The organism is Actinomadura rupiterrae, from assembly GCF_024172125.1.
Lineage (GTDB): Bacteria > Actinomycetota > Actinomycetes > Streptosporangiales > Streptosporangiaceae > Spirillospora > Spirillospora rupiterrae.
In genome coordinates, this window is the sequence record NZ_JAMZEA010000008.1 from 140504 (window position 1) to 167247 (window position 26744).

General features: G+C 73.5%; 24 protein-coding genes. 11 read left to right on the forward strand and 13 right to left on the reverse strand.

Going from position 1 to position 26744, the window contains the following annotated elements; translation table 11 throughout:
- Positions 1-3 precede the first annotated feature (3 nt).
- On the forward strand, positions 4-651 hold the full coding sequence (locus FHU30_RS28075; protein ID WP_253879763.1) for a MarR family winged helix-turn-helix transcriptional regulator: 648 nt from the start codon (positions 4-6) through the stop codon (positions 649-651).
- A 269-nt stretch (positions 652-920) separates the two neighbouring features.
- Here FHU30_RS28075 and FHU30_RS28080 read toward each other — a convergent pair whose 3' ends face one another.
- The 3 genes from FHU30_RS28080 to FHU30_RS28090 all read right to left on the reverse strand — a co-directional run bounded on the left by FHU30_RS28080 (position 921) and on the right by FHU30_RS28090 (position 2990).
- Positions 921-1163: a DUF8836 family protein gene (locus FHU30_RS28080; protein ID WP_253879764.1), complete on the reverse strand. Its 243-nt coding sequence runs from the start codon at positions 1161-1163 to the stop codon at positions 921-923.
- Between the two features lie 77 nt (positions 1164-1240).
- Complete coding sequence (locus FHU30_RS28085; protein ID WP_253879765.1) at positions 1241-2005, reverse strand: sulfite exporter TauE/SafE family protein; 765 nt, start codon at positions 2003-2005, stop codon at positions 1241-1243.
- A gap of 196 nt (positions 2006-2201) precedes the next feature.
- Positions 2202-2990: an ABC transporter ATP-binding protein gene (locus FHU30_RS28090; protein WP_253879766.1), complete on the reverse strand. Its 789-nt coding sequence runs from the start codon at positions 2988-2990 to the stop codon at positions 2202-2204.
- A gap of 89 nt (positions 2991-3079) precedes the next feature.
- On the opposite strand from FHU30_RS28090, the gene FHU30_RS28095 reads away from it, so the two are divergent.
- Positions 3080-3949, forward strand: a complete 870-nt coding sequence (locus FHU30_RS28095) for an Rv1486c family protein (RefSeq protein WP_253879767.1) — start codon at positions 3080-3082, stop codon at positions 3947-3949.
- A 125-nt stretch (positions 3950-4074) separates the two neighbouring features.
- On the opposite strand, the gene FHU30_RS47260 is transcribed toward FHU30_RS28095, so the two are convergent.
- The 6 genes from FHU30_RS47260 to FHU30_RS28125 all read right to left on the reverse strand — a co-directional run bounded on the left by FHU30_RS47260 (position 4075) and on the right by FHU30_RS28125 (position 8872).
- Positions 4075-4773: an RDD family protein gene (locus FHU30_RS47260; RefSeq protein WP_253879768.1), complete on the reverse strand. Its 699-nt coding sequence runs from the start codon at positions 4771-4773 to the stop codon at positions 4075-4077.
- Positions 4774-4863: 90 nt separating this feature from the next.
- Entirely contained in the window at positions 4864-5313 is a 450-nt protein-coding gene (locus FHU30_RS28105) for a DUF2752 domain-containing protein (RefSeq protein ID WP_253879769.1), read from the reverse strand.
- Between the two features lie 570 nt (positions 5314-5883).
- On the reverse strand, positions 5884-6675 hold the full coding sequence (locus FHU30_RS28110) for a PP2C family protein-serine/threonine phosphatase (RefSeq protein ID WP_253879770.1): 792 nt from the start codon (positions 6673-6675) through the stop codon (positions 5884-5886).
- A gap of 40 nt (positions 6676-6715) precedes the next feature.
- The gene (locus FHU30_RS28115) at positions 6716-7399 is read right to left on the reverse strand and encodes a response regulator (protein WP_301323779.1); all 684 of its coding nucleotides are present in this window, start codon (positions 7397-7399) and stop codon (positions 6716-6718) included.
- Positions 7396-8562 carry a GAF domain-containing sensor histidine kinase gene (locus FHU30_RS28120; RefSeq protein ID WP_253879771.1) on the reverse strand — a complete coding sequence of 389 codons (1167 nt, stop codon included), beginning with the start codon at positions 8560-8562 and terminating at the stop codon, positions 7396-7398. The genes FHU30_RS28115 and FHU30_RS28120 overlap by 4 nt, the downstream gene beginning before the upstream one ends.
- A 166-nt stretch (positions 8563-8728) precedes the next feature.
- Complete coding sequence (locus FHU30_RS28125) at positions 8729-8872, reverse strand: hypothetical protein (protein ID WP_253879772.1); 144 nt, start codon at positions 8870-8872, stop codon at positions 8729-8731.
- 189 nt (positions 8873-9061) lie between these two features.
- Between FHU30_RS28125 and FHU30_RS47265 the strand changes: the two genes are divergently transcribed.
- From FHU30_RS47265 to FHU30_RS28150, 5 genes are all read left to right on the forward strand, one after another.
- Positions 9062-10285 carry an SDR family NAD(P)-dependent oxidoreductase gene (locus tag FHU30_RS47265; RefSeq protein ID WP_253879773.1) on the forward strand — a complete coding sequence of 408 codons (1224 nt, stop codon included), beginning with the start codon at positions 9062-9064 and terminating at the stop codon, positions 10283-10285.
- Positions 10282-11823, forward strand: coding sequence for an MFS transporter (locus FHU30_RS28135; protein WP_253879774.1), 1542 nt, complete (start codon positions 10282-10284; stop codon positions 11821-11823). Before FHU30_RS47265 ends, FHU30_RS28135 begins: the two co-directional genes overlap by 4 nt.
- A gap of 106 nt (positions 11824-11929) precedes the next feature.
- Positions 11930-12952 (forward strand): S-adenosylmethionine:tRNA ribosyltransferase-isomerase, encoded by a 1023-nt coding sequence (locus FHU30_RS28140; RefSeq protein WP_253879775.1) that lies wholly within the window; start codon positions 11930-11932, stop codon positions 12950-12952.
- A gap of 124 nt (positions 12953-13076) precedes the next feature.
- Positions 13077-14282: a phosphoserine phosphatase SerB gene (gene serB / locus FHU30_RS28145; RefSeq protein WP_253879776.1), complete on the forward strand. Its 1206-nt coding sequence runs from the start codon at positions 13077-13079 to the stop codon at positions 14280-14282.
- Positions 14283-14511: 229 nt separating this feature from the next.
- Complete coding sequence (locus FHU30_RS28150; RefSeq protein ID WP_253879777.1) at positions 14512-16866, forward strand: FUSC family protein; 2355 nt, start codon at positions 14512-14514, stop codon at positions 16864-16866.
- Positions 16867-16883: 17 nt separating this feature from the next.
- Here FHU30_RS28150 and FHU30_RS28155 read toward each other — a convergent pair whose 3' ends face one another.
- The 4 genes from FHU30_RS28155 to FHU30_RS28170 form a co-directional block, all read right to left on the reverse strand.
- Positions 16884-17372: a SixA phosphatase family protein gene (locus FHU30_RS28155; protein ID WP_253879778.1), complete on the reverse strand. Its 489-nt coding sequence runs from the start codon at positions 17370-17372 to the stop codon at positions 16884-16886.
- 282 nt (positions 17373-17654) lie between these two features.
- Positions 17655-20135 carry a sodium-translocating pyrophosphatase gene (locus FHU30_RS28160; protein WP_253879779.1) on the reverse strand — a complete coding sequence of 827 codons (2481 nt, stop codon included), beginning with the start codon at positions 20133-20135 and terminating at the stop codon, positions 17655-17657.
- 490 nt (positions 20136-20625) lie between these two features.
- Positions 20626-22113 (reverse strand): sensor histidine kinase, encoded by a 1488-nt coding sequence (locus FHU30_RS28165; RefSeq protein ID WP_253879780.1) that lies wholly within the window; start codon positions 22111-22113, stop codon positions 20626-20628.
- Positions 22110-22766, reverse strand: coding sequence for a response regulator transcription factor (locus FHU30_RS28170; protein ID WP_253879781.1), 657 nt, complete (start codon positions 22764-22766; stop codon positions 22110-22112). Before FHU30_RS28170 ends, FHU30_RS28165 begins: the two co-directional genes overlap by 4 nt.
- A 183-nt stretch (positions 22767-22949) precedes the next feature.
- Between FHU30_RS28170 and FHU30_RS28175 the strand changes: the two genes are divergently transcribed.
- Genes FHU30_RS28175 through FHU30_RS28190 form a run of 4 tightly spaced genes read left to right on the forward strand, consistent with a single transcriptional unit; the run spans position 22950 to position 26723 of the window.
- On the forward strand, positions 22950-23498 hold the full coding sequence (locus FHU30_RS28175; RefSeq protein ID WP_253879782.1) for a hypothetical protein: 549 nt from the start codon (positions 22950-22952) through the stop codon (positions 23496-23498).
- Positions 23499-23512: 14 nt separating this feature from the next.
- Entirely contained in the window at positions 23513-24607 is a 1095-nt protein-coding gene (locus tag FHU30_RS28180; RefSeq protein WP_253879783.1) for a peptidoglycan-binding domain-containing protein, read from the forward strand.
- Positions 24604-25419: an ABC transporter ATP-binding protein gene (locus FHU30_RS28185; protein WP_253879784.1), complete on the forward strand. Its 816-nt coding sequence runs from the start codon at positions 24604-24606 to the stop codon at positions 25417-25419. The genes FHU30_RS28180 and FHU30_RS28185 overlap by 4 nt, the downstream gene beginning before the upstream one ends.
- Complete coding sequence (locus tag FHU30_RS28190) at positions 25416-26723, forward strand: ABC transporter permease (protein ID WP_253879785.1); 1308 nt, start codon at positions 25416-25418, stop codon at positions 26721-26723. Before FHU30_RS28185 ends, FHU30_RS28190 begins: the two co-directional genes overlap by 4 nt.
- The last annotated feature ends 21 nt before the right edge of the window (positions 26724-26744 follow it).

The window sequence follows — 26744 nt, forward strand, 5'->3', positions numbered from 1 at the left end:
TCCATGACGACCGAACAGCCGACGGAGCCCGTCCCAGCGCCCGCGCAGAGCGCGACCGGGCAGAGCACGGCTGAAGAAGACGCAGCTGGGCAAGGCGCGGCCGGGCAAGGCGCGGCCGAGCAAGACGCAGCCGGGCAAGGCGCGGCCGAGGAAGGCGCGGTCGGGCAGGGCGCGGTCGGGCACGGCGGCGGGGGGCCGGTTGGGGCTGCGTTCTTGTTGGCGCAGTTGGGGGCGCATGCGGCGGGCGTGTTCGCGGAACGGATCAAGGTGCTGGACCTGACGCCGCCCCAGGCCGGCCTCCTGCGAATGCTGAAGGCGAATCCCGGAGGCAGCCAGCGCGAGCTCGCCGACCGCCTGGGCATGCCGCCGAGCCGCTTCGTCCCGTTCGTGGACAAGATGGAGCAGCGCGGACTGGTCGAGCGCCGCCGCAACCCGGACGACCGGCGCCTCCATGCGCTCTACCTGACCGAGGCCGGCGAATCGCTCCTGGGCGAGCTGATCCCCATCGCGATCGAGCACGAGACGGACCTCACCTCGGCGCTCTCACCCGGGGAGCACCAGCAGCTCACGGAGCTTCTCCGGCGCATCGCCGACGAACGCGGCCTCACCCCGGGCGTCCACCCCGATTTCCGGTCCGTCCGCGCCCGCTAGGCCACCAGACCGCCCACGCAGCCCCGTCCGCGCCCGCTAGGCCACCAGACCGCCCGCGCAGACCTGTCCGCGCCCGCTAAATCACCAGACCGTCGGCGCTGGTCCGTCCGCGCCCACCAGACCACCAGGCCGCCCTGAAGGCCCGCCCGCGCCCACCAGACCACCAGGCCGCCGTGAAGGCCCGCCCGCGCCCGCTAGATCACCAGGCCGCCCGCGCAGGTCCGTCTGCGCCCACCAGACCACCAGGCCGTGCGAGGCTGTTCGCGGGGTCAGGAGTCAGGGGGTTCGGGGTGGTCGTCGGCGATGGGGTACTCGACGAGCGCCAGGACGCGGCTGGCCATGAAGCGGGCGGTGCGGACGGGGGTTCCGGTGCGGGTGACCTCGCTGACCTCGACGACGCCGCGCCGGTTGGCGATCTCCACGCGGCGGCCGGCGCGCGTCGCGGCGACCTCGTAGGTGCGGACGCCCTCGCCGCCCGCGTCGATGACGATCTCGACCCTGTCGCCCTTCATCGGACACCCCTCGCGCAGTCGAACATATATTCGACTTATACCCGGATCAAAGGGTCGGCAACCGTCGAAAGCGCAGGTCAGGCCAGGAACTTGTACAGCGCGGCGAGGCCCACGAGCACGATCACGCCGCGCAGCACGGGCGCGGGAATCCGCTGCCCGACCTTCGCGCCGAGCAGTCCGCCCAATGTGGAACCGGCCGCGACGAGCAGCACGGCGAGCCAGCTGATGTCGGTCCGGCCGAGCGCCCAGGACCCGATGAACACGACGGCGGCGGTCCCGTTGACCAGCGCCGACAGGACGTTCTTGGCGGCGTTGACACGCTGCAGGTCCTCGTTCAGCGCGGTCCCGAGCAGGCCGATCAGGACGATGCCCTGCGCGGCCCCGAAGTAGCCGCCGTACATCCCCGCGCCGAACACGCCCGACCACAGCGCCGGCCCGCCGTGCTCGCGCTGCATCTCGCGTCCGCGCAGGTAGCGCTGGAGGCGCGGCTGGAACACCACCAGCACCAGCGCGATGACGATCAGGATCGGGACGATCACCTTGAACGCCGTGGCGGGCAGCGCCAGCAGCAGCAGCGCGCCGACCGCGGCGCCCAGCACGGACGCGCTGCCGAGCCGCAGCAGCCGCCCCCGCTGCCCCTTGAGCTTGTCGCGGTAGCCGTACGCGCCGGTCACCGAGCCGGGGACGAGGCCGATGTTGTTCGAGACGTTCGCCGTCACCGGCGGGAATCCGAGCGCCACCATCGTCGGGAACGTGATGAGCGAGCCGGATCCCACCACGGCGTTGATCCCGCCCGCGGCGATCCCCGCGGCGAACACCGCGCCCGCGTCAAGCAAGTCCACGTTCGTCCCGTCCCGTGCTCGGAGCCTCCAGCAGTCCCCCGATGTTAGGGAAGCCCGAGATCACCGGATTGGCCGGGGTCGTCCGCCCACATGCTGAGACACGCCGACCGCGGCCTCGCAGCACGCCGAGCACGGCCCAGCAGCACGCCGAGCGCGGGCCGGAAGGCGGCGCGCGGTGCGGGCGCGTAGCCGCGGTCTAGTAGGCGGCTCGGGCGTACCAGCGGCCGTTCTGGCGGTCGATGGACAGCGGGACGCCGAAGCATTCGGTGAGGTGCTCCGGGGTGAAGACCTCGTCCACCTTGCCGGACGCGACGACCTGGCCCTTGCGGAGCAGCAGGGCGTGCGTGAACCCCTCCGGGACCTCCTCGACGTGGTGGGTGACCATCACCGTCGTCGGCGCGGCGGGGTCGTCGGCCAGGATGCCGAGGCGGCGCACCAGGTCCTCGCGCCCGCCCAGGTCGAGGCCCGCGGCGGGCTCGTCCAGCAGGAGCAGCTCGGGGTCGGGCATCAGCGCGCGGGCGATCTGGACGCGCTTGCGCTCGCCCTCCGACAGCGTGCTGAACCGCCGCTTGACCAGGTCGGCGCAGCCGAGGGCCTCCAGCAGCTCGATCGCGCGCGCGAGGTCGGTCGACTCGTACTCCTCCTGCCAGCGGCCGAGGATCGCGTACGAACCGGTCAGGACCAGGTCGAGGACGGTCTCCCCGGTCGGCACCTTCTCGGCCACCGCGGAGCTCGCGACCCCGATGCGCGGCCGCAGCTCGAACACGTCCGTGCGGCCCAGCTCCTCCTCAAGGATCTCCACCGAGCCCTCGGTGGGATGCAGCAGCGCGCCGGCGACCTGGAGCAGCGTGGTCTTGCCCGCGCCGTTCGGGCCCACGACCACCCATCGCTCGTTCTCGTTCACCGTCCACGTCACGTCGCGCAGCAGGGTGGCCCCCTCGCGCCTGACGCCGACTCCCCGGAGTTGCAGTACCTCGCCGGCCATCGCGCGCCTTTGTCCCCAATCTCGCGTTCTCAGGCGATCCGATTCGCAACAAAGAACCTATGCGATTCGCAGCGCTTATGGTGGTCGGCATGGACGCAGGCGCTGACCGAACGGGCTCGACGGGCGACGCGGCGACCGCGCTCACCGCGTGGGGGAACGCCTGGCTGGCCGGACACGTGGGTCTGGACGAGGCGGTCGACGCGGTCGAGCGCGCCGCCGGACCGCAGGTCGTGGGCCTTTCCGCGGCCGAGCCGAGCGTGCTCGGCGGGACGACCGGGACCGGCGCGCCGCGCGCACCGGACGCGCCGGACGCGCTGCCCGGGCTGTCCGGAGATGTTCCGCTCCGGCGGGCGCTCGGCGAGTTGCGGGTCGAGGGGATGAGCGCGCTGCGGCTGGCGGTGCCGGTGCCGGGCGACCCGCTCGGGCTGACCGGTCCGGCCGCGTTCAACCGGGCCGCGATCGCGGCGGGGAGCGCGGTCGTCGCCGTCCTCGCCGACCGCGCGGTCGGGCTCGTCCCGCACGAGGACCTGCGCGGCTCGTCCTACGCGGGCGTCCGCTGGGAGCCGTCGGCGGCCTCGACCGGACGGCCCGACGTGCCGTCCCTGCCCGAGGCCGACCGCGACCTGACCATGGCGATGCGCGAGGCCACCGAGGCGCTGCTCACGGTGAGCGACGTCGCGTCCGTCCCGCCGGAGATCGCGGACGAGCTGATGGGCCTGCGCTCGGCGGGCGCGGACGAACCGCCGCTCGCCCCGGGCTACCCGCCGCGCGCCCAGCGCACCGCGGCCCGCGCCGTCCACCTCGCGACGGTCGTCCGGCTCGCGCGCCGGATGGAGGCCCGCGGCCTGGACGCCCCGCAGATGCGCCGCCGCGACGAGGCCCTCCGGCTGCTCGACCGCGCCGTCCGCCGCGCCATGATCGCCGCCTGCGACAGCGTCTTCGACCCCGTCGACCGCTGACACCGCGCGCCCGGCCACACCCGACACCCGACGACGAGGGCCCCGGGACGAGCGTGGGCCGAAGGCCCGGGAACGCGAAGCGGGGCGCCTCCTGTGGAGGACGCCCCGCCGGCAGGTGCCGGAGATCAGGCCCGCACGACGAGCGTGTTGACGATCTTGTCGGCGAAGGTCTGCTTGCGCTCGTCCCACAGCGGCCACAGGTAGCCGACGTAGCAGGCGAAGGTGTCGGCCGCGTGGCAGATGCGGCGCAGGAACGCCATGCCGAAGCCGATCGGCTGGCCGGTGTCGGCGCTGACGACCTTGATGCCCATCTGGCGCTTGCCGATCGTCTGGCCCGTGGTGCCCTCCTGGTAGATGAACCAGAGGGACACGCCGAGGGCGCCCAGCCAGACCACCAGCATGAGCAGGAGGCCGAGCACGGGGACCTTGGCGGCCAGGGCGGCGGCGATGAAGTAGAGGATGCCGACGGGCGCGCCGAGGATGAGGCCGTCGATGAAGGTCGCGCCGACGCGGGAACCCCACTCGGCGAGCTGGCCGCCACCGGCGGGCGCGCCGCCGTAGTACTGCTGCTGACCGTACGCGGCGGGCTGCTGGCCGTAGCCGGGCTGCTGGCCGTAGCCCGGCTGGGGCGCGGGCTGCTGGCCATAGCCGGGCTGCTGCTGACCGTAACCGGGCTGCTGGCCGTAACCCGGCTGCGCGGGCGGCTGCTGGCCGTATCCGGGCTGCTGGCCGTAGCCGGGCTGCGCCGGCGGCTGCTGCCCGTAGCCGGGTTGCTGGCCGTACCCCGGCTGCTGCTGGCCGTACGGGTCGTAGGGGTTGCCCACACTCGCTCCTTGATTGATTGACCCTGTGGTGTTTGTGACGTCCGCCGGACCGGGAGGGCTCCACGGATCTGGCCGACGACGGACGCCTGCTCAGACCCGCAGGACGCCGAGCCTGACGAGCTGCCAGAGCTCCGAAGCCACGAGTGCGGCGCCGAGGACCCGCCGGCGGGTCTCCGGGGCCAGCTCCCACCACCGGGCTCCCAGCCCGAGCGGAGCCAGGGCGAGCGCCACGGCTCCGGTGAGCGCCACCGGGTTGGCGAGCACGGCGTGGCCGGGGCGGCCGGCGCCGAGCTCGATGAACGCGGTGGTGCCCCCGCACAGGGGGCAGGGGATCCCGGTGACCGTCCGGAGGGGACAGAGCACGCCGGGGTCGTGGACGCGGTGGACCCAGGCCGCGGCGACCGCCGCCGTGGCCATGGCGGCGACCCGCAGGGCAACGCCCAGGGGGCCGCGACGCGCGGCGACGAGGCTCCGGTCGACGAAGCCGCCGAGCGCGCCCTGTGGCGCGCCGGTGACCGTCGGTCCGGTCGTTCCCCCCACCGATTTCCTCCGCCTCAATGACACTTTTGTCCAGGTGACCCATATATCGGGTCCACCCCGAGGTGGGTCAAGCCAGGACAGGCATCCGCGATGCGACCGTTACCTGGCCCGTGACCGTCCCCACCCTGGCAGCAGGGTAGGACATTTCGCCACAACGGAGTGCACGATTGCCGGGATAGGACGTAGCAGGTCAGCCCGCAACCGGTCGGACAGCGTAACAGAACGTACGCACCCGCCACACCCCGCACCGAAACCCCCGAAACCCCAAGGTGAACAGCGTGAGGACGCGTCCGGAACGCATGGGTGCGGGGCGCGGAATCGAGAAGCGCGCGGCGGCGGAAGCGGAACGCGTGCGGCGGAAGCGGAAACGTGAGCGGCGGAAGCGGAAACGCGCGGCGGTGGAAGCGCGGGGGTCATGAATGCGCGGGTGTCATGAATGCGCTGGGCTCAAGGACGCGTGACGGGGACGCGACCGAGCGAGCGAGCGTGCGCAAGGAACGTTCAGGCACGAGGCGCGGGGGCGGGCAGCGGCGCGCGGTGCGAAGGGGGGTGTTCGGGGGGTTTGGGGGGTTAGGAGTTCGCGGCGGCGCCTACGGTCAGGGGGGTGGTCGGAGGGGCGGCGGCCAGGTGGTCGGCCTCGACGACGTCGGCGATCACCGCGGTGATGTTGTCGGGACCGCCGCCGTCGCGGGCGAGGCCGATGAGGCGGTGGACGGCGCGGGCCGGGTCGGGTTCGGCGGCGAGCACCTCGTAGGCGGTCTGCGGGTCGACGACGTTGGACAGGCCGTCCGAGCAGAGCAGGTAGCGGTCGCCGAGGCGGGCCTCGCGGAGGCGGAGGTCGGGCTCGCGGTCCTCGCGCCCGTCGAGCACGCGGTACAGGACGTGCGACAGCCGGGACGTCTCGGCCGGGTCCGGGGTCTGGCCGGACTGCTCGGCCTCGGCCTTGAGCAGCTCGTCCATGGTGTGGTCCTGGGTGATCTGGAACAGCTCGTTGTCGCGCAGGAGGTAGCCGCGCGAGTCGCCGATGTGCGCGAGGGCGACGCGCGAGCCGTCCCAGAGCATGGCGGTGAGCGTGGTGCCCATCCGGGACAGGTCGGGGCGTTCCTCGCGGACGATCCGGAGCTTCTCGTTCGCCTCGGCGACGGCGCGGCCGAGCGCCTGGGCGAGGTCCTCGGCGGGGGCTTCGGCGTCCAGCGAGCGCAGCGATCCGATGACGGTCGAGGAGGCCACCTCGCCGCCGGCATAGCCGCCCATACCGTCCGCCACCGCGATCAGCCGCGACCCGGCGTAGCCGGAGTCCTCGTTGTTCTCCCGGCTGCACCCGATGTCGCTGCCTGCTGCGTACCTGATTGCTACGTTCATACCGTTTTCGATGACGATCCTGTCAGTGGAAGTTGTTCTATCAGTCCGCGACCAGGCCGTGCCGGACGGCGTACAGCGCGGCCTGGGTCCGATCCTGCACTCCCAGTTTCATGAGCAGATTACTGACGTGCGTCTTGACCGTCTTCTCGGAGACCGCGAGGACGCGCGCGATCTCCCGGTTGGACCTGCCCCGCGCGATCTGCACGAGCACCTCACGCTCCCTGTCGGTCAGCGCGGCCAGGCCGCGGTCGTCGTGCCGTCCGTCCCCGCCGGCCGCGTCCGCGCCCAGCACGGCCTCGGCCGCGTCCGGCGCGAACAGCACGTGTCCGTCGTGGACCGCCCGGATCGCCTGGACGAGCGCCCGCGGATCGACGTCCTTGTACAGATACCCAGCCGCGCCCGCCTGAACTGCCGGCAGCACGTGTCCCCGCTCGGTGACGCTGGTGAGCACCAGCACCCTCGCCGCGACCCCGCGCGCGCGCAGTTCGGTGAGCGCGGCCAGGCCGCCCGCGCCCGGCATCTTCAGGTCCATGAGCACGATATCGGGCTCCAGCCGCTCGGCCATGGACACCGCCTCGACGCCGTCCGCGGCCTCGCCGACCACCTCGATGTCGTCCTGGATCCCCAGGTAGGTGCGCAGCCCCTGGCGGACGACCGGATGGTCGTCGGCGATGAGCACCCGGATCGCCGCGTCCCCGCCCGTCCCGCTGCCGGCGCCGCTCAAAGGGCCACCTCCACTCGCACCACCGTGCCCCTGCCTGGCGCGGTGTCGATCGACAGTGTGCCCCCGATCGAGCACGCACGGTCCCGCATCGACACGAGCCCGAGCCCGTTCCCGCCGCTACTCCCGGGCGTGTCGCCGGACGGGCTGGTCGCGGTGAAGCCGCTGCCGTCGTCGGCGATCTCCAGGGCCACGGCGTCCGGCGCGCCCGCGAGGCGGACGCGGACCGTCCGCGCCCCGGCGTGTCGCAGCGCGTTGTAGAGCGCCTCCTGCGCGATGCGGAACAGCACGGTCTCCTGCTCCTCGGACAGGTCGGCCGCGCCGTCCACCTCGCACAGCACGCGCGCGTCGTAGGCGCGGTCCAGCACCTCGGCGTGCTTGCGCAGGGACGCGGCGAGGCCGTCCGCCAGGTCCGCCGGCCGCAGCTCGAAGATCACCGCGCGCAGCTCGGCGAGCGCGTCGGCGGCGAGCCGCTCGACCTGGTCGAGCTCCTGGACGGCCCGCGCCGGGTGCCGCTCGGCCAGCGCGGACGCGGCCCGCGCGGTGAGCCGCAGCGAGAACAGCTTCTGCGCCACGGCGTCGTGCAGCTCGCGCGCCAGCCGGTTCCGCTCGGCGACGACGGTCAGCTCGCGGTTCGCCTCGTACAGCCGCGCGTTGGTGATCGCGATGGCCGCGTGCGCCGCGAACAGCGTCAGCAGCTCCTCGTCCCGCCGCGTGAACCCCCGCTCCGCGGCGGAAGGCGAGGAATGGCGGCGGTTGGCGAGGAAGATGATGCCGAGGACCTCGCCGCCGTCGCGGATCGGGACGCCCAGGAAGTCCTTCAGGACGGGGTGCGCGGACGGCCAGCCCTCGAACTCGGGCTCGCGGCGGATGTCGGCGAGCCGCTTGGGCTCGTTGTCGCGGAGCATCGCGGCGAGCATCCCGTGCTGGCGCGGCAGCGGGCCGATCTTCTCCCAGTCCTCGTCGCTGACACCTTCGACCACGAACTCGGCGAACGAGCCCTGGTCGTCGGGGACGCCGAGGGCTGCGTAGCGGGCGTCCAGCAGCCGCGCCGCGGCCCGGACGATCACCTGGAGCACCTCGCGCACCGACAGGTGCCGGGTGACCGCGAGGACGGCGGAGCTCACGGCGTGCAGCGCCGCCCCTTCGCCGTCGTCCACGTCCACCCGCGACTCCCCGTTCTCGGGGCGGGAAGCGCCCGCCTGTGAAGACCGTACTCGGTGTACGGCGCGGGGCGAATCAGCCCGTGGACCGGGCTCCGCGGCGCGCGCGTCGTCCGCCCGGACGACGCGCCGGATCCGGGCGCTCCCCCGCCAGCGGTATGCCCGGCTTTCAGTATGATTCGGCGATTTTCATGATCTCTATGATCGGGGATTCCTTGCACCGTTCCCTCCGGTCGGCGAGCACCCTCGCCGCCGCCGCGGCGACCGCCCTCGCGGTCGCCCCCGCACCCGCACACGCGTCCACCAAGGCCACCTGGCGACGCGGACGCTCGGCCGGAGCGGCATCTCGTCCCTGGCGTTCCGGTCGTCCCGCGACGTCTGGGCGGCGGGCTTCGACGGCTCCGGGAACGGACGGCCCGTCGTCCTGCACTACGACGGCCGCCGCTGGCAGCGCGAGCGCGTTCCGATCCCGGCCGGGGGTGTCTTCTTCGACGACGTCGCCGTGGACCGCAACCGCGTCTGGGCGATCGGCAGCGGCATCGGCGACGAGAGCTACGCCTTCTTCAAGGACCGCCGCGGCTGGCACCGCGAGCGGATCCCCTACGCGAGCCACCTCGCCATGGCCTCCGTGCCCCTGCTGACCGACCGGGGCGAGCTGGTGGTCATGGGCATGTCGATCGGCGAGCACACGCCGCCCAAGTACCGCGAGCGCACGGTCCTGTACCACCGGGCCGCGTCGGGCAAGTGGCACGTCGACATGATCCCGGCGAAGCTCGCCGGACGCGAGTACGACCCGTGGGGCGCGACCGCGCTGCGCGGATCGGGAACTTCCTTTTCGGCGGTTCCCTGTCGTCCGGTAGCGGGTCCGCGCCGGCCGTGGCGTCTTACCGTCCCGGCCACTGAAACGGGCCGGAAGTCCTGGATCTGCGGAATCCGGCCGGGAGCCCTAGGACCAAGGGCTGATCCTCGTGCGCCCGCGCGGCCGATGTGCCTCGCGGGCGTCCGAAATAGCGTCGTCGGCATGTCGAAGACCGCACTGATCACCGGAGCGTCCAAGGGCCTGGGCCGCGCCCTGGCCGCCGACCTCGCCCGCGACGGCTGGACGGTCGTCATCGACGCGCGCTCGGCGGACGAGCTGGCCAAGGCCGCCGCCGAGATCGGGCCGAACGCCGTCGCGGTCCCCGGGGACGTGACGGACCCCGCCCACCGGGACGCGCTCGTCCGGGCCGTCGAGGCGGCGGGCGGGCTGGACCTGCTCGTGAACAACGCGGGCACGCTCGGCACGACCCCGCTGCCGCTCCTCGCCGACCAGCCGCTGGACGACCTCCAGGACGCGTTCCGGACGAACGTCACCGCGCCGCTGGCCCTCGTCCAGGCGTTCCTTCCGGACCTGCGCGCACGGCGCGGCGCCATCCTCAACATCACCTCGGACGCGGCCGTCGAGGGCTACCAGACGTGGGGCGGCTACGGCTCCACCAAGGCCGCGCTCGAACAGCTCTCCCACGTGCTCGCCGCCGAGGAGCCGGACGTCGCCGTCTGGTGGGCCGACCCGGGCTCGATGAACACCGACATGCTGCGCGCGTCGGGCGAGGACGCGGACGCCGCACCGCAGCCCGCGACGGTCGCCGCCGCGCTGCTCTCCCTGGTCTCCGACCGCCGTCCGAGCGGCCGCTACCGCGCCGACGACCTCGCGCGACCCACCTCCCCGCGAGGGGACGGACAATGACGACCGTGCTGAACCCCGACACCCCACCCGAAGACCCCCTCATCGCGCCCGTCACCTCGCCTGGAGAGCCCCTCATCACTGCCGACGCCTCGTCCGGAGACGCCCTCATCGCCGCCGACGCCTCGTCCGGAGAACCCCTCACCGCCGCCGAGACCCTCGTCCAGGACGAGACCGCAGTTCAGGACGAGGCCGAGACCGGCGGCGATGAGCCGCGGGCGCGCGGGGTGTGGAGCGGGCGGCTGCTGGTGCCGACGCTCGGCATCGTGCTCGTCGTGACGCTGCTGGCGTTCGAGGCGATGGCGGTCGGGACGGTCATGCCGCTGACCGCCCGCGACCTGCACGGGCTCTCGCTCTACGGGTGGGGGTTCAGCGCGACGCTGATCGCGAGCCTGCTGACCACCGTGCTGTCCGGCGGCTGGGTGGACCGTTCCGGCCCGGGCCGTCCGCTGCTGACCGGGCTGGGAGTGTTCGTCGCGGGCCTGGCGGCGGCCGGGGCCGCGCCGACCATGTGGATCTTCATCGGCGCGCGCACCCTGCAGGGCCTCGGCTCCGGTGTCGCGCTGGTCGCGGTGTACGTGCTGATCGCCCGGGTCTACCCCGAGGAGCTGCGGCCGCGGGTGTTCGCCGCGCTGTCGGCGGCGTGGGTGCTGCCGTCGCTGATCGGCCCGGCGATCGGCGGGCTCGTCGCGCAGCACGCGGGCTGGCGCTGGGTGTTCCTCGGGCTGATCCCGCTGGTCGCCCCGGCGGCGGCGCTGCTGGTGCCCGCGCTGCGGGACATGCGTCCGGCCGAGCGGCCCGCGGCGCGTCCCAAGGCGGTCCGGTACGTCGCGGCGGTCGCCGTCGCGGGCGCCGCGGGCGTGCTGCTGTACGGCCTCCAGCACCCCGGGATCGTGATGGCCGTCGGCGTGGCGGCCGGGCTGGCCGGGCTGGCTTTCGGGCTGCCGAAAATGCTCCCCGCCGGGACGATGCGGTTCCGGCGCGGGCTGCCGAGCGCCGTCCTGGTCCGCGGCATGCTGTCCGGCGCGTTCTTCGGGATGGACGTGTTCATCCCGCTCGCGCTGACCAGCCTGCACAAGTTCAGCGCCGCCGAGGCCGGTGTCGTGCTGACCCTCGGCGGGCTCGGCTGGTCGGCGGCGTCGCAGATCCAGGGCCGGTCCAAGCGGTCCCGGCAGTTCTTCATCCGGCTCGGCGCGGTGCTGGTCACCGCGGGGATCGCGACCGCGGCCGTCGCCGTCCAGCTGAACGGCTGGGCCGCCGCGCCCGCCTGGATCCTGGGCGGCGCGGGCATGGGCTTCGCGATCAGCAGCGTCAGCGTCCTGGTGCTGAACGGCTCGCCCGAGGCGGAGCAGGGCGTCAACTCGGCCTCCCTGCAGATCGCCGACAACCTCGGCTCCTCGCTGTTCGTCGGCGCGTCCGGCGCGCTGGTCGCCGCCCTCGGCACCGACCACCTCGGCACCGGTCTCGCCGTCGCGGGCGTCCTGCTCACGGCCCTCGCCGCCGTCGGCGTCCTCGCCTCCACCCGCCTCACCACTCCCTGACCGACCCGTCCACGCCTCGCGGCTCTTGAGCGGCCCGGCTCTCGCGGGCCGGATCCGTCCGTCCCTTCTTCCGACCCCGCTGCCGGGGCCGAGTCTGGAGTTCGTCATGACCGAAACCCTCGATTTCGTCCTCCCGGCCGAGCTGGAAGCGCACGAGCCGCCCGAGGCGCGCGGCCGGACGCGGGACGGCGTCCGGCTGCTGGTCGGACGGTCCGCATCCGGGGAGGTGAGCCACCACGAGTTCCGCGACCTGCCCGATCTGCTGCGGCCCGGGGACCTGCTTGTGGTCAACACGTCCGCGACGCTGCCCGCCGCCGTCCGGCTGGACCGGCTCGCCGTGCACTTCTCCACGCCCGTCCCGGGCGGCGGCGGCGAGGACCGGGACTGGCTGGTCGAGCTGCGGCGCCGGTCCGGCAAGGGCAGCCTCCCGTACGACGGCGGCTCGCCCGGCGAGTGGATCCCGATGCCGGACGGCGCGACCCTGACCCTCGTCCGGCGGCACACCGAGCGGCTGTGGCACGCGCGGCTCAGCGTCCCCGTCGTCCCCTACCTGCGGCGGAACGGCGTGCCGATCAGGTACGGGTACGTCCGGCGGGACTGGCCGACCGCCGCCTACCAGACCGCGTTCGCCTTCGACCGGGACGACGGCGGCGCGGAGATGCCGAGCGCGGCCCGCCCGTTCACGCCCGAGCTGGTCACCGGGCTGGTCTCGCGCGGCGTCCTGGTCGCGCCGCTGACCCTGCACACCGGCGTCGCGTCGCCCGAGGCGCACGAGCCGCCCTACGCCGAGCGGTACCGCGTCCCGGAGCGGACGTGGGAGCTGGTCCGGCACGTCCGCGAGCACGGCGGACGCGTCGTCGCCGTCGGCACCACGGTCGTCCGCGCCCTGGAGACCGTCGCGGCGGGCGGTCCGCTCTCCGGCTGGACCGAGCACGTGGTCACCCCCGAGCGCGGCGTCGCGGCCGTGGACGGCCTGCTCACGGGCCTGCACGAGCCCAGGTCGTCCCACCTGATGATGCTGACCGCGATCGCCGGCCGGCCGCTGCTCTCCGCCCTCTACGCCGCCGCCCTGGACGAGCGCTACCTCTGGCACGAGTTCGGGGACCTCAACCTGATTCTGGCCGATTAGGACGGATCGGCCCGTCCTGGTCTACGGGCGCATGAACCCCCGATGGGACGCGCTGAACGCTCGGCGTCCGCATGGTGGACGTCACAGACGCGGTCCCGGCGCGGCCGGTACCGTGGTGAGCAGCATGGACGGCACAGCACAGCGCACGCTGCTCATCACGCTCACCGGCCGCGACCGCCCAGGGGTCACGTCGCGGCTCTTCGGCACCCTGTCCGAATTCCCGGTAACGGTCGCCGACGTGGAGCAGGTCGTGATCCGCGGCCGGCTCGTCCTCGGCGTCCTGGTCGCCTACGCGGACGGCGCCGACATCGGACGGGTCTGGACGGCCGCCGAGCGCGTCGCCACCGACCTGGACATGGAGATCGAGCTGTCCACCGGGCGCGACCGGGCCGTCCCGCGGCGCCGGGGGCGGCTGCACGTGACCGTGCTGGGCGCGCCGCTGCTGCCCGCCGCGATGGCCGGGATCGCCGGCCAGATCGCGGCGAACGGCGCGAACATCGACCGCATCGAGCGGCTCGCGAGCTACCCCGTCACCTGCATCGAGCTGGACGTCTCGGGCGCGGACGCGGCCGGCCTGCGCGCCGCGCTGGCCCGCGAGGCCGCCGAGCGGCAGGTCGACGTGGCCGTCCAGCCGGGCGGGCTGCACCGCCGGGCGAAGCGGCTGATCGTGATGGACGTCGACTCCACCCTGATCCAGGGCGAGGTGATCGAGCTGCTCGCCGAGCAGGCGGGCTGCCTGCCCGAGGTCGCCAAGGTCACCGAGGCCGCGATGCGCGGCGAGCTGGACTTCGAGGGCTCGCTGCGGGAGCGGGTCGCATTGCTCGCCGGGCTGGACGCGGGCGCGCTGGAGGTCGTCCGCGACCGGATCGAGCTGGCCGCCGGGGCGCGCACGATGGTCCGCACGCTGAAGCGGCTGGACTACAAGTTCGCGATCGTGTCCGGCGGGTTCACGCAGATCACGGACGCGCTGGTGAGCGACCTCGGGATCGACTACTCGGCCGCCAACACCCTGGAGGTCGAGGGCGGACGGCTCACCGGACGCGTCGTCGGCCCGGTGATCGACCGGGCGGGCAAGGCGTCCGCCCTGGAACGCTTCGCCCGCGAGGCGGGCATCCCGGTCAGCCAGACCGTCGCGATCGGCGACGGCGCGAACGACCTGGACATGCTCCAGGCCGCCGGGCTCGGGATCGCCTACAACGCCAAGCCGGTCGTCCGGCAGGCCGCCGACACCGCCGTGAACGTCCCCTACCTGGACACCATCCTGTTCCTGATGGGCATCTCCCGCGAGGAGATCGAGGCGGCCGACGCCGCCGACCCCTCCATCGCCTGACCCCAGCCGCCCCGCCCCAGCGCCTGCCTTCGCAGCGCCTGACCTTGGCCGCCTGCCCTCAGCGCCTGACCTCGCTGCGCTTGGCCTCGCGCCGCTTCCCGGCGGGGCTCGCTCCCGCGTTCGCGGAAACGGACACCGGTGACGCAGGTGACGTGCGGGCATAGTGATCACCGGGGCCGGGACGGGGTATACCCCAGCGGTCCGGAGTGAGCGGGGAGGCGAGGCCAGGGTGCTGGAGCGGGTGCGGCAGTCGTTCGCCTACGTCGAGGGCGAGCCGACGCCCTTCTTCGGGCTCTCGGCGGCTCTCGCGATCGCCCTGCCGCTGATCGTCGGCGCGCTGACCGGGCACGCCGGCCCGGGCTCGGTGATCTCGCTCGGCGCGTACCTGGTCGCCCAGCGCGCGCCCGAGGGGCCGTACGGCGCGCGGGCCCGCGACCTCGGCAGCGCAGTGCTGATCGTGGCGCTCGGCGCGACCGTCGGCGGCCTGCTCAGCGGGCACACCTGGATCGCCGTCGCGGCCGTCCCGCCGATCGTGGCGATCGGCTCGGCGGTCAACTGGATCGGCTCCACGGCGGGGATGGCGGTGCTGATGACCGCGATCCGGCCGCACCCCCACGACCTGGTCTCCATGGGCACGCTGGAGCTGCTGGGCGGCCTCCTGTTCTGCGTGCTGGTGCTCGCGCCGTGGCCCGCACGGCGGCTGCGCCCGCTCCAGGAGGCCCTGGCGGACGCGGCGGACGAGGTCGCCGGCGCGCTCGACGCGGTCGCGCAGGAGATCGGCGGCCAGGACCCCGCCGCCCTCAACGCCGTCCACATCACGAACCCGGACCTCGCCGAGGTCGTGCACACCGTCGACTGGGACGCGCAGCGCCGCGCCGCGGCCGAGGCGCTGACCGAGGCGCGCGAGACCTACGCCCAGTACCGGACGGCCCGCAGCAAGGTCGAGCCGACGCGTCCGGAGCGGCTGATCGACGCGCTGTCCCGTATCCTGCACGAGACGGTCGCGCTGCGCGCCCTGGTCGAGGCCGAGCGCCGCCGCCCGCCGGACCGCAACCGCGAGTGGGAGCTGGAGGCGCACGTCGCCATCGCCGCGCTCGCCTCCCGGCTGCGGCTGCTGTCCGGCGCGATCCGCACCGCCGGGGAGTCCCCGCTGGGCGCGCCGCTCGGCGACATGGACTCGGCCGCGATCCGGCGGCTGGCCCGGCAGAGCGACAAGATCCGCCGCGCCGGCCTCGCCGGGGACGAGGACCTGGTCGCGGTCGCGCTGATCAGCCAGATCCGGCGCGCGATCGACCGGATCGCGGGCGGCGTGGACTCCGCGCGGCGGCTGGTCAAGGGCGGCCTGCGGCTCGGGGTCGGCCCGCCGAAGCTCCCGACGCCGCATCCGATGTCCACCTGGGAGCGGGTGGTCCGGGCCGTCCGGACGCGGTCGCCGACGTTCCGGCTGGCGATGCGGGTCTACGTCACGGCCGTGGTGGCGATGTCGATCTCCGCCGCGTTCGACATGCCGCACGGGCAGTGGATGGTCATCACCGCGATGCTCAGCCTGCGCGGCACCTACGGCGAGACGATCGACCGCATCCTGGAGCGCATCGGCGGCACCGCGGTCGGCTCGGTGATCGCGGCGGTGCTGCTCGCGCTCGCGCCCGGCCAGATCGCCGCCGCGCTGATCCTGTTCGTGTTCGCCGTGGCCGGGTTCACCATGCGCCCGGTCAACATCACCTACTGGTTCCTGTTCGGTACGCCGCTGGCGATGATGACGCTGGACTTCTCCACGCCGTCCGACTGGACGGCCGCCGGGGAGCGGATCGTCCTCACCCTGCTCGGCGGGGCGCTGGCCCTGCTCGCGATCCGGCTGCTGTGGCCGGCCGGGCACGTCGAGCGGCTGCCCGGCCAGCTGCGCCGCCTGCTGACCGCGCACGCCGAGCTGGTCCGGGTCGCCGCCGAGGTCGTCCAGGGCGAGCGCGAGCAGCTGCCGTACGAGATGATCGTCAGCGCCGAGCGGAGCGCCGAGACCGTCGCCGAGGCGCGCACCAGCCTCGGCCACGAGCGCGTCCCGGACGACCTGCGCGCGCAGGACCTCGGCCAGGCGGTCGACTCCGCGCACCGGCTCCGCGACCACCTGATCACGATCGCGCGGATGACCCGCGAGGACGAGTCGGTCGACTCCGGGCCCGTCCCGGAGATCCTGGACCGCGTCGCCGACCTGCTGGAGGAGGCGGCCGAGGTGCTGTCCGAGCCGGTCTCCAGCCTGGGCGCCGCCGAGGGCCCGTCGGTCGAGGACCGGCTCGAAGAGGAGTTCGCCGACCTGGACGAGCACCTGTCGTCGATCGCCCGCAGCCGCCGGGACGAGGTCGAGGGCGGCGTCGACCACGACGAGTACACCCCGCTCCGGCACGCCCTGCTCCAGGTGTCCGGCACCCGCTACGCGCTGCGCTCGCTGCGCCGCGACACCGACATGCTGATCAGCGGCTCGCTCAAGGCCGCGCTGCAGGACGTCCCGCCCCCCGAGATCCCCGAGCCCCCGCGCGCGCCGAAGGACATCCCCTACACCCCCATCAACCTGCCGCCCCCACCTCTCTGACCGGGCAGCCCGGGGGTTCAGCTCTTGGGGTCGTGGTAGGCGACGAGGTCGCCGATGCCCGGGCGGACGGCGCTCCAGGCGTCCGGCACGGCGATGATCGCGAGAGCGCAGGTCGGGAAGCCGGGCGGCGCGGCGTTCGGCACCAGGTCGTGGACGAGCTGGTGCACCGACGGGTTGTGCCCGACGAGCAGCACCGCCGCGACCTCGTCCCCGACCTCCCGGACGAGCCCGAGCAGTTCCTCGGCGTCGTTGCCGTAGATCAGCGGCTCGTACCGGACGGCGGTGTCGAGCCCCAGCTCGGCGACCGTCTGCCGGGTGCGGACGGCGGGCGAGCAGAGCACGAGGCCGGGCAGGTCGTCCTGGCCGGGCGCGTGGCCGTGGGTGCGCAGCCAGTCCCCGGCGGCGGCCGCGTCCCGCCGTCCGCGGGCGGTGAGCTCGCGGTCGGCGTCGGCCTTCCCGAACCCGTCCTCGGCCTTGGCGTGCCGCAGCACGATCAGAGTCGGCATGCCCGGCAGCCTACGGGGCGGCCAGGTAGGCGATGAGGAACAGGACGCCGATGATGGCCAGCATTCCGGCGAGGACGAGGGCGAACCCCTTCGGGCCGGACAGGGTGGACTTCTCGCCGCTCAAGGCCGCGCCTCCCGCATGTCGTGGTGTGTCGTACAAGCGTACGGCCGCCCCCGCATGCCCCGTATCCAGGGCCACCGCACGCACGCGCGCCCCCGTCCGGACGGGCCGGGCGGGGGCGCGTTGCTCGGGACGCCGTCAGGGGCGTCGCGGGCGGGGCCTCACTCCTTCTTGGTGGGGTCGGCGGTGCGGGTCGTGCCGTTGGCCTCCGGTGCGGTGGCGGCGGGCTCGGCGTTCTCGATGGCGGGAGCCTCCGCCTCGGCCGGGACGGTCACGGTGGCGGCGGCGGAGCCCGGCGCGGACGACCCGACCGGCGGCGCGGCCTCCACGTCGGAGATCGAGCCGATCGGGTCGGCGCGGCGCTTGGAGACCACGATCGCGGCGACCACGACGGCGACCGCGACGAGCGCGACCACCACGCGCAGCCAGGTGTTCCCGGCGTAGCGCACGACGGCGTCCGCGACCAGCAGCGCGACCAGGTTCATCACCTTGATCAGCGGGTTGATCGCGGGGCCCGCGGTGTCCTTGAACGGGTCGCCGACGGTGTCGCCGATCACGGTCGCGGCGTGCGCCTCGGAGCCCTTGCCGCCGAGCCGGCCCTCCTCGACCAGCTTCTTGGCGTTGTCCCAGGCGCCGCCGGAGTTGGACAGGAACACCGCCATCAGCACCCCGGCCGCGATCGCGCCGCCGAGGTAGGCGCCGAGCGGCGCGTAGCCGAGCGCGAACCCGACCGCGATCGGGGTCATGATCGCCAGCAGCCCCGGAGTGGCGAGCTCGCGCTGCGCGTCCTGGGTGCAGATCGACACGACCCGGTCGTAGTCGGGCTCCTCGGTGTAGTCCATGATCCCGGGCCTGGTCCGGAACTGGTTGCGGACCTCCACCACGACGCGTCCGGCCGCGCGGCCGACCGCCATGATCGCCAGGCCGGAGAACAGGAACACCACGGCCGCGCCGATCACCAGCCCGATCAGCACGTTCGGGTTGTCGATGGACAGCGAGAACACCTTGAAGTTGCCCAGCGCGTCCTTCGCCGAGGGCGAGGCGTGGTCGAGGGCGTTCACCACGGTCGTCCGGAACGAGCCGAACAGCGCGGTCGCGGCGAGCACGGCGGTCGCGATCGCGATGCCCTTGGTGATCGCCTTGGTGGTGTTGCCGACCGCGTCCAGCCGCTCCAGCACGGCGGCGGCCTCGCCCTGGACGTCGCCGGACATCTCGGCGATGCCCTGCGCGTTGTCGGAGACCGGGCCGAAGGTGTCCATGGACACGATCACGCCGACCGTGGTGAGCAGGCCCGTCCCGGCCATCGCCACGGCGAACAGCGCGACCGTGGTGTTGCCGAAGCCGAGCAGGAACGCGCCGTAGACGGCGGCGGAGATCACCAGGGCGGTGTAGACGGCCGACTCCAGGCCGAGCGAGATCCCGGAGAGGATCACGGTCGCGGGGCCGGTGCGGGCACTTCCGGTCACCTCCTTGACCGGCTTCCGGTTGGTCTCGGTGAAGTAGCCGGTGAGCAGCTGGATGGCGCTGGCCAGCACGATCCCGATCAGCACGGCGCCGAGCGCGACCCAGCGCGGGTCGGCGTCCAGGCCGCGGATCTTGGCGTCGGTGACGCCGTGCAGGTCGGCGAACGAGGACGGCAGGTAGGCGAACGCCGCGATCGCGACCAGCACGGCCGAGAAGATCGCGGAGATGAAGAAGCCGCGGTTGATCGCCGACATCCCGGACCGGTCCCGGGCCCGCGGCGCGACCGCGAAGATCCCGATCACCGCGGTGATCACGCCGATCATCGGGACGAGCAGCGGGAACACCAGGCCCTCGTTGCCGAACGCGTTGGTGCCGAGGATCAGCGCGGCGACCAGCATGACCGCGTACGACTCGAACAGGTCCGCGGCCATCCCGGCGCAGTCGCCGACGTTGTCGCCCACGTTGTCGGCGATCGTCGCGGCGTTGCGCGGGTCGTCCTCGGGGATGCCCTGCTCGACCTTGCCGACCAGGTCGGCGCCGACGTCGGCGGCCTTGGTGAAGATGCCGCCGCCGACCCGCATGAACATGGCGAGCAGCGCGGCGCCGAACCCGAAGCCCTCCAGCACCTTCGGCGCCTCGCCCTTGTAGGCGAGCACGACCACGGCCGCGCCGAACAGGCCGAGCCCGACGGTGAACATGCCGGCGACGCCGCCGGTGCGGAACGCGATCCGCATGGCGGTCTTCTCGCCGCCCTGCGGGTCGCGGGCCGCGGCGGCGACGCGCACGTTGCCGCGCACCGCCAGCCACATGCCGGTGAAGCCGGTCACCGCCGAGAACAGCGCCCCGACGACGAAGAAGACCGACCGGCCGATCCGCTCGCCGGTGCTGTCGGCGGGAAGCAGGAGCAGCAGGAACGGGATGACGACAACGAAAACGGCGACCGTGCGGAACTGGCGCTTCAGGTAGGCGAGCGCGCCGACCTGGACGGCCCGCGCGATGTTCTGCATCTTCTCGGTGCCCTGGCCTGCGGCCAGCACCTCTCTTACCAGTCCTGCGGCGACGGCCAATGCCAGCAGCGCGACCACGGCGACGACGACGACCAGGGTGAGGTCGCCGCCGCCGAGATTGACATCCGCGCCTTTCGCAACGGCCGGGCTTGACAGGGAAAGCCCAGACATCCGTCCTCCTCGACAGGGGCGTGGCGATCCGGATCGCCCAAACGGACGATCTTTACCGCGTACCCCGCGAGCGGCCGTTTCAATGTCTCCGAGGAGGGACGGGCCCCCTGCACCCCTCGGCGGCAACGCCGAATCAGTCACTGCGCGCGGCTACGCGGGTGCCGGGAGTCTACGCAGGTGGCGGAGCATTTGAGAAGACCGTCCGGCGCCGCCCGGGCGCGTGTCGGAAATGCAAGTCCGGGGGCCCGGGGATTTGCCGCCGTCCGTCCCGCTCCGTCCGTCCGGGCAGGTCAGCCAGGGTAAGATTTCTCTTACCTCAAAGCTATAATTGCGTCACGCTCTTCCCAGGGGCCGCAGCCGTCCCAGTTATAGACATCCGAAATCGGTAATTGATCTTTGACCGATATCGAACGGCGGGAAGACGGCAGGAAGATCGTCCAGGGAACGATCTCATAACCGTTCTCCCCGCGAGTCACAGGGGTACCGCCCTTCACACCGGCCCCGAATTCGGCAACCGCACCGTGACGCGGAGACCACCGCCCGGATTCGGCGACGCCACCGCCGATCCGCCGTGCGCGACCGCCACCGCCCGGACGATCGAGAGGCCGAGCCCGCTGCCCCGGTCCGACCGCACCCGCTCCGCGCCCAGCCGGCGGAACGGCTCGAAGATCGTCTCGGTCTCGTAGCCCGGCACGACCGGGCCGGTGTTGGTCACGGTCAGCTCCGTCCAGCCGTCGTGCACGCCGGTCATCACCCGGCACGTCCCGCCGGAGTGGTTGTGCCGGACGGCGTTCTCCACCAGGTTCTGCACGAGCCGCTCCAGCAGCACCGGATCGCCCGCCGTCGGAGCCGGGCTCAGCTCGCCGCGCACCGTGACCTCGCGTCCCGCCGCCTCGCCGTTCTCGGCGGACGCCAGGTCCACCACGTGCCGGGCGACGTCGGCCAGATCGACCGGCAGCCGCTCGGTCACCTCGTTCTCGCCGCCCGCCAGGGTCAGCAGCCCGTCGATCAGCCGCTCGTGCCGCTCGTTCACCACCAGCAGCGACTCGCCCAGCCGCCGGACGTCCTCGGACGCGCCCTTGCGCCGCAGCGCCACGTCCACCAGCGTCCGGTTGATCGCCAGCGGCGTGCGCAGCTCGTGCGAGGCGTTCGCGACGAACCGGCGCTGCCCGTCGAACGAGCGGGACAGCCGGCCGAGCATGGTGTCGAAGGTGTCGGCCAGCTCGCGCACCTCGTCGCGCGGCCCGGTGTAGCCGATCCGCTCGGTCAGGTCGTGGCTGCGCGCCACCCGCCGGGCCGTCTCAGTGATCCGCTGGACGGGCCGCAGCGCGCGGTCGGCCATCAGCCAGCCGAGGCCCAGCGCCGCCAGCGCCACCAGGCCGAGCGCGATCGCGCCCTGCGTCAGCACCGAGTTCAGCGTCGCCTTCTGGAAGTCCGCCGCCGCCCCGCCGACCTTCTGCTTCTGGAAGAAGATCCCGGCCTTGCTCCCGTTCACCCCGCCGCCGAGCACGGTGCCCTGGGGCACCTCGCCGGGCGTGATGACCCGCACCTGCGGTCCGGCCCCCGTGTTCCCCTCGGGCGTCTGGAGCTTGGTGGGCGTCTTGCCCAAGCGCTCGGTGTCGGAGGGCTGCTTGCCCGTGGACTGCATGTCCGTCGGCTGCTTGCCGGTGGATTGCGTGTCGGTCGGCTGCTTGCCGGTGGATTGCGTGTCGGTCGGCTGCTTGCCGGCGGGCGACTGGGGGATGAGCTTGGTTCCCGGCGAGGTGCGCAGGAGCGTCAGCGGGTCCGTCTCGCTGGACTGCTGCCCCTGCGGGCTCGGGACCTGCGCCGACGTGACGAGCTGGTTGACGAGATCGCCTCGCGGCCCCCGCAGGCTGTTCTGGACGAGCACGTAGGTCAGCGTGAGCAGCACCAGGCCGGCGACGACGAACATGCCGCCGTACAGCAGGGTCAGTCGCGCGCGGATCGTCGGCCTCATGGAATTCGGTACCCCACTCCCGGGACGGTCTCGATGACGGCGGGCTCCCCGAGCTTGCGCCGCAACTTCATCAGGGTCACCCGCACGGTGTTGGTGAACGGGTCGGTGTGCTCGTCCCACACCTTCTCCAGCAGCCGCTCGGCCGACACGACCGTGCCGTTCGCCCGGAGCAGCTCGGCGAGCAGCGCGAACTCCTTGCGCGCCAGGTGCACGTACCGGCCGTCCCGGAACACCTCGCGGTGCGCCGGGTCGAGCCGGATGCCCGCGCGCTCGAACGTCGGCGGATCCGCCGGACGGGCGCGGCGGCCGAGCGCGTGCACGCGGGCCAGCAGCTCCTCGAACGCGAACGGCTTGGACAGGTAGTCGTCCGCGCCGATGCTCAGCCCCTCCACCCGCGCCGGGACGGACGACGCGGCGGTCAGCATCAGCACCCGCACCTGCGAGCCGGACTCCACGACCGCGCGGCACACCTCGTCGCCGTGCACGACCGGCAGGTCCCGGTCGAGAAGCAGCACGTCGTAGTCGTGGATGCCGAGCCGTTCGAGGGCGGCGTCGCCGTCGTAGGCCACGTCCACCGCGATCGCCTCGGCGCGCAGCCCCTCCGCGATCGAGTCCGCGAGCATCCGCTCGTCCTCGGCCACCAGTACCCGCACGACCCGTCCTCCTCCCATTCGCCCGGCGCCGGGCCGCTTCCGGCGCTCGTCCCGTCGGGGACGAGCGTCGTGCAGAGCCCATAATGTCCGCATAACGCATTGCGGTTACGGCACGGTTATCGGCCGACCGCTGGACTTCTCCCCGATCGCCGGGAAGGCCCCGGCGCGGAGGAGGAGACGACCATGCGCACCTCACGGCTCACCGGTCTGCTGCTGGTGCCCGTACTGGCCTTCGGGCTCGCCGCCTGCGGCAACGGGCACTCGGGCGACAAACTGGCCTCGCAGACGGCCAAGAAGGCCGACGAGGCGACCGCCATGCGCAACTTCGCCAAGTGCATGCGCGAGCACGGGGTCGACATGCCCGACCCGGACGGCGACGGCCACGTCACCATGCGCATGACCGGCAAGCCCGGCGCGGGCAAGGGCCCGGAGAACGACACGGGCATGCAGACCGCGCAGAAGGCGTGCCAGCACCTCATGCCGAACGGCGGCAAGCCGAAGAAGCCGACCGCGGCCGAGCTCGACAAGATGCGCAAGTTCGCCAGGTGCATGCGCGACCACGGCATCAACATGCCCGACCCCAACGCGGACGGGGGCATCACGATCAAGCAGAGCGCCGGCCCGGGCGGCGGCGCGGGGCAGAAGCTGTCGGCGGGCGGCCCCGACTCCGACCCCAAGTTCAAGGCCGCGCAGGACGCCTGCAAGCAGTTCCAGCCCGGGGGCCCGAAGTGAGGCGAGCCCGCGCGATGGCGCTGGGGGTCCTCGCGATGGCCGCGGTCGGCGGCGTCGGGCTCGCGTCCGCCGGGCTCGGCGGCGGGGGCGGGTCCGGGCCGTCCAGCGGGCCGAAGGTGCCCGCCACCGCGTCCGTCGAGCGGACGACGCTGACCGAGACGCAGAAGGTGTCCGGCACGCTCGGCTACGGCGACACCTCGTCGCTGTCGGCCGGGTCGTCCGGCGGAGGCGGGGGCGGCGGCAAGGGCGGTTCGGGGTCCGGGTCCGGATCCGGGACGATCACCTGGCTGCCCTCGCCCGGGACGAAGATCTCCCGCGGCGAGGCCGCCTACCGCGTGGACGACCGTCCCGTGCCGCTGCTGTACGGGAAGCTGCCGCTCTACCGCACGCTCAAGCCCGGCGTCTCCGGCTCGGACGTCCTCCAGTTCGAACGCAACCTCGCCGCGCTCGGCTACGGCGGCTTCGACGTCGACAAGGACTACTCGTCCGCGACCGCCTACGCCGTCAAGGAATGGCAGGACGACCTCGGCATGGCCAAGACCGGCGAGGTCACCGCGGGCAGCGTGGTCATCGCGCGGGACGAGATCCGCGTCGCGGAACGCCGCGCCCAGGTCGGCGACAAGGCGTCCGGGCCGCTGCTCACCTACACCGGCACCACCCGGGTCGTGAGCATCGACCTGGACGTCAAGTACCAGAGCCTCGCCAAGGTCGACGCGCCCGTGTCCATCGAGCTGCCCGGCGGCGGCACCACCAAGGGGACGATCAGCTCGGTCGGCAAGGTCGCCACCCAGGCCAAGGCCGACGACCCGACCACCGTCAAGGTCACCGTCGAGGTCGGCCGCCAGCAGGCGCTCGGCAGCTACGACAAGGCCCCGGTGGACGTCTACCTGACCGCGTCGAAGCACGCGTCCGTGCTGGCCGTCCCGGTCGGCGCGCTCGTCGCCCTGCCGGGCGGCGGCTACGGCGTCCAGGTCGTGCCCGGTTCGGCCGCGGCGACCGCCTCGTCCCTGAAGACGGTCAAGGTCGAGACGGGCGTCTTCGCCCAAGGGCAGGTCGAGGTGTCCGGGTCCGGCATCGCCGAGGGCACGAAGGTGGTCGTCCCCACATGAGCCCGCACACCAACCCCTCGTCCCTGGACACCGCGCCGGACGCGACGCTCGCGGCCGGCGGCCTCGCCCCCATCGCGGACGAGGCCGTCCTGGCCGTCGACGGCGCGTCCCCCGAACCGGGCGGGGCGGGCTTCGCGGTCGTGGAGCTCCGCGAGGTCACCAAGTCCTACCCCGGCGGCGTGACCGCGCTCGACTCGGTGTCGCTGACGATCGCGCCCGGCGAGTTCGCCGCCGTGGTCGGACCGTCCGGCTCGGGCAAGTCGACCATGCTGCACCTGCTCGGCACCCTCGACCTCCCGGGCTCCGGGACGGTCCTGTTCGAGGGCCGGGACGTGTCGAAACTGTCCGACCGGCGGCTGTCGGCGCTGCGCGCCCGCCGGATCGGGTTCGTGTTCCAGCAGTTCCACCTCGCCGCGGGCGTCACCGCGCTGGACAACGTCGCGGACGGGCTGCTCTACGCGGGCGTCCCGCCGGCCAGGCGCCGCGAGCAGGCCCGCGAGGCGCTGGAGCGGGTCGGCCTCGGGCACCGGCTCGGGCACCGCCCGCACCAGCTGTCCGGCGGCGAGAAGCAGCGCGTCGCCATCGCCCGCGCCGTCCTCGGCGACCCGGCCCTGCTGCTCGCCGACGAACCCACCGGCGCGCTCGACACCGCGTCCGGCACCGTCGTCCTGGACCTGCTGCGCGAGCTGTCCGGCGGCGGCACCACCGTCGTCCTCATCACCCACGACCGCGACATCGCCGCCCGCGTCCCGCGCAACATCACCATGCGGGACGGCCGCGTCGTCAACGACACCGCGGAGCCCCGCCCATGACCGAGACCCGCCCCCCGCAAGACCGCCCTGCCCGGGACCGCCCGGCGCGGCTGCGCCCGGCGCGGCTGCTCCGGAGCCGGGGCGGAGGCCGCCGGAAGCAGGAGCGGGGCCGCCGGGTCGAGCGGGTCGGCCGGCTCGGCGCCCGCGACGTGGTCCGGGTCGGGGCGGCGGGGCTGCGCGCGCGGCCGCTGCGGGTCGTGCTGTCCGCGCTGGGCATCGCGATCGGCATCGCCGCGATGATCGGCGTCGTCGGGATCTCGACGTCCAGCCGGGCGCAGCTCCAGGCCACCCTGGACCGGCTCGGCACCAACCTGCTGACCGTCACCCCCGGCAAGGACTTCTTCGGCAGCAACGCCCAGCTCCCGCTCGCCGCCCCCGGCATGATCGCGCGGATGCCGGAGGTCTCGGCCGCCGCCGCCACGGGCAAGGTGACCGACACCCACGTCTACCGCAACGACCACATGGACCCCGAGGAGACCGGCGGCATCAGCGTGCTCGCCGCCGACCTGAAGCTCCCGCAGACGATCGGCCTCACCCTGCGCTCCGGGACCTGGCTGAACGCCGCGACCGGCCGCTACCCGGCCGTCGTGCTCGGCTCCGCCGCCGCCGACCGGCTCGGCGTGGCCGGCGCGGGCGTCCAGGTGTGGCTGGGCGGACGCTGGTTCACCGTCGTCGGCGTCCTCAACACCAACGAGCTCGCCCCCGAACTGGACTCGGCCGCCCTCATCGGCTGGGACGCCGCCGTCGCGCGGCTCGGCTTCGACGGGCACGCCACCACGGTCTACACCCGGGCCAACAAGGGATCGGTCGAGCGCGCGCAGGGCCTGCTCGCCGCGACCGCCAACCCGGAGTCGCCGAACGAGATCGAGGTGTCCCGGCCGTCCGACGCGCTGGCCGCCGAGCACGCCGCGAACCAGACCTTCACGGCCCTGCTCCTCGGCCTCGGCGGCGTCGCCCTCCTGGTCGGCGGTGTCGGCGTCGCGAACACCATGGTCATCTCGGTCCTCGAACGCCGCGCCGAGATCGGCCTGCGTCGGTCCCTCGGGGCCACGCGGGGCCAGATCAGGCTCCAGTTCCTGACCGAGTCGCAGCTGCTGGCCGCCCTGGGCGGGCTGGGCGGCGTGGCGCTCGGCGCCCTGGTCACCTTCGGCTTCGCGGTCGCCCAGGGCTGGCCCACGGTCGTCCCGCCCTGGGCCATGGTCGGCGGCTTGGCGGCCACCCTCGTCATCGGCGCCATCGCCGGCCTCTACCCCGCCATCCGAGCCGCCCGCCTCCCCCCAACCGAAGCCCTGACCACCCCCTGAACGCGGAAGCGGAAGGCCCCG

Coding starts and splice junctions, on each gene's coding strand:
- FHU30_RS28075 (WP_253879763.1), top strand. CDS start 4: ATGACGACCGAACAGCCGACGGAGCCCGTCCCAGCGCCCGCGCAGAGC.
- FHU30_RS28080 (WP_253879764.1), bottom strand. CDS start 1,163: ATGAAGGGCGACAGGGTCGAGATCGTCATCGACGCGGGCGGCGAGGGC.
- FHU30_RS28090 (WP_253879766.1), bottom strand. CDS start 2,990: ATGGCCGGCGAGGTACTGCAACTCCGGGGAGTCGGCGTCAGGCGCGAG.
- FHU30_RS28095 (WP_253879767.1), top strand. CDS start 3,080: ATGGACGCAGGCGCTGACCGAACGGGCTCGACGGGCGACGCGGCGACC.
- FHU30_RS28110 (WP_253879770.1), bottom strand. CDS start 6,675: ATGAACGTAGCAATCAGGTACGCAGCAGGCAGCGACATCGGGTGCAGC.
- FHU30_RS28135 (WP_253879774.1), top strand. CDS start 10,282: ATGACGACCGTGCTGAACCCCGACACCCCACCCGAAGACCCCCTCATC.
- FHU30_RS28140 (WP_253879775.1), top strand. CDS start 11,930: ATGACCGAAACCCTCGATTTCGTCCTCCCGGCCGAGCTGGAAGCGCAC.
- serB (WP_253879776.1), top strand. CDS start 13,077: ATGGACGGCACAGCACAGCGCACGCTGCTCATCACGCTCACCGGCCGC.
- FHU30_RS28155 (WP_253879778.1), bottom strand. CDS start 17,372: ATGCCGACTCTGATCGTGCTGCGGCACGCCAAGGCCGAGGACGGGTTC.
- FHU30_RS28160 (WP_253879779.1), bottom strand. CDS start 20,135: ATGTCTGGGCTTTCCCTGTCAAGCCCGGCCGTTGCGAAAGGCGCGGAT.
- FHU30_RS28165 (WP_253879780.1), bottom strand. CDS start 22,113: ATGAGGCCGACGATCCGCGCGCGACTGACCCTGCTGTACGGCGGCATG.
- FHU30_RS28175 (WP_253879782.1), top strand. CDS start 22,950: ATGCGCACCTCACGGCTCACCGGTCTGCTGCTGGTGCCCGTACTGGCC.
- FHU30_RS28180 (WP_253879783.1), top strand. CDS start 23,513: ATGGCGCTGGGGGTCCTCGCGATGGCCGCGGTCGGCGGCGTCGGGCTC.
- FHU30_RS28185 (WP_253879784.1), top strand. CDS start 24,604: ATGAGCCCGCACACCAACCCCTCGTCCCTGGACACCGCGCCGGACGCG.
- FHU30_RS28190 (WP_253879785.1), top strand. CDS start 25,416: ATGACCGAGACCCGCCCCCCGCAAGACCGCCCTGCCCGGGACCGCCCG.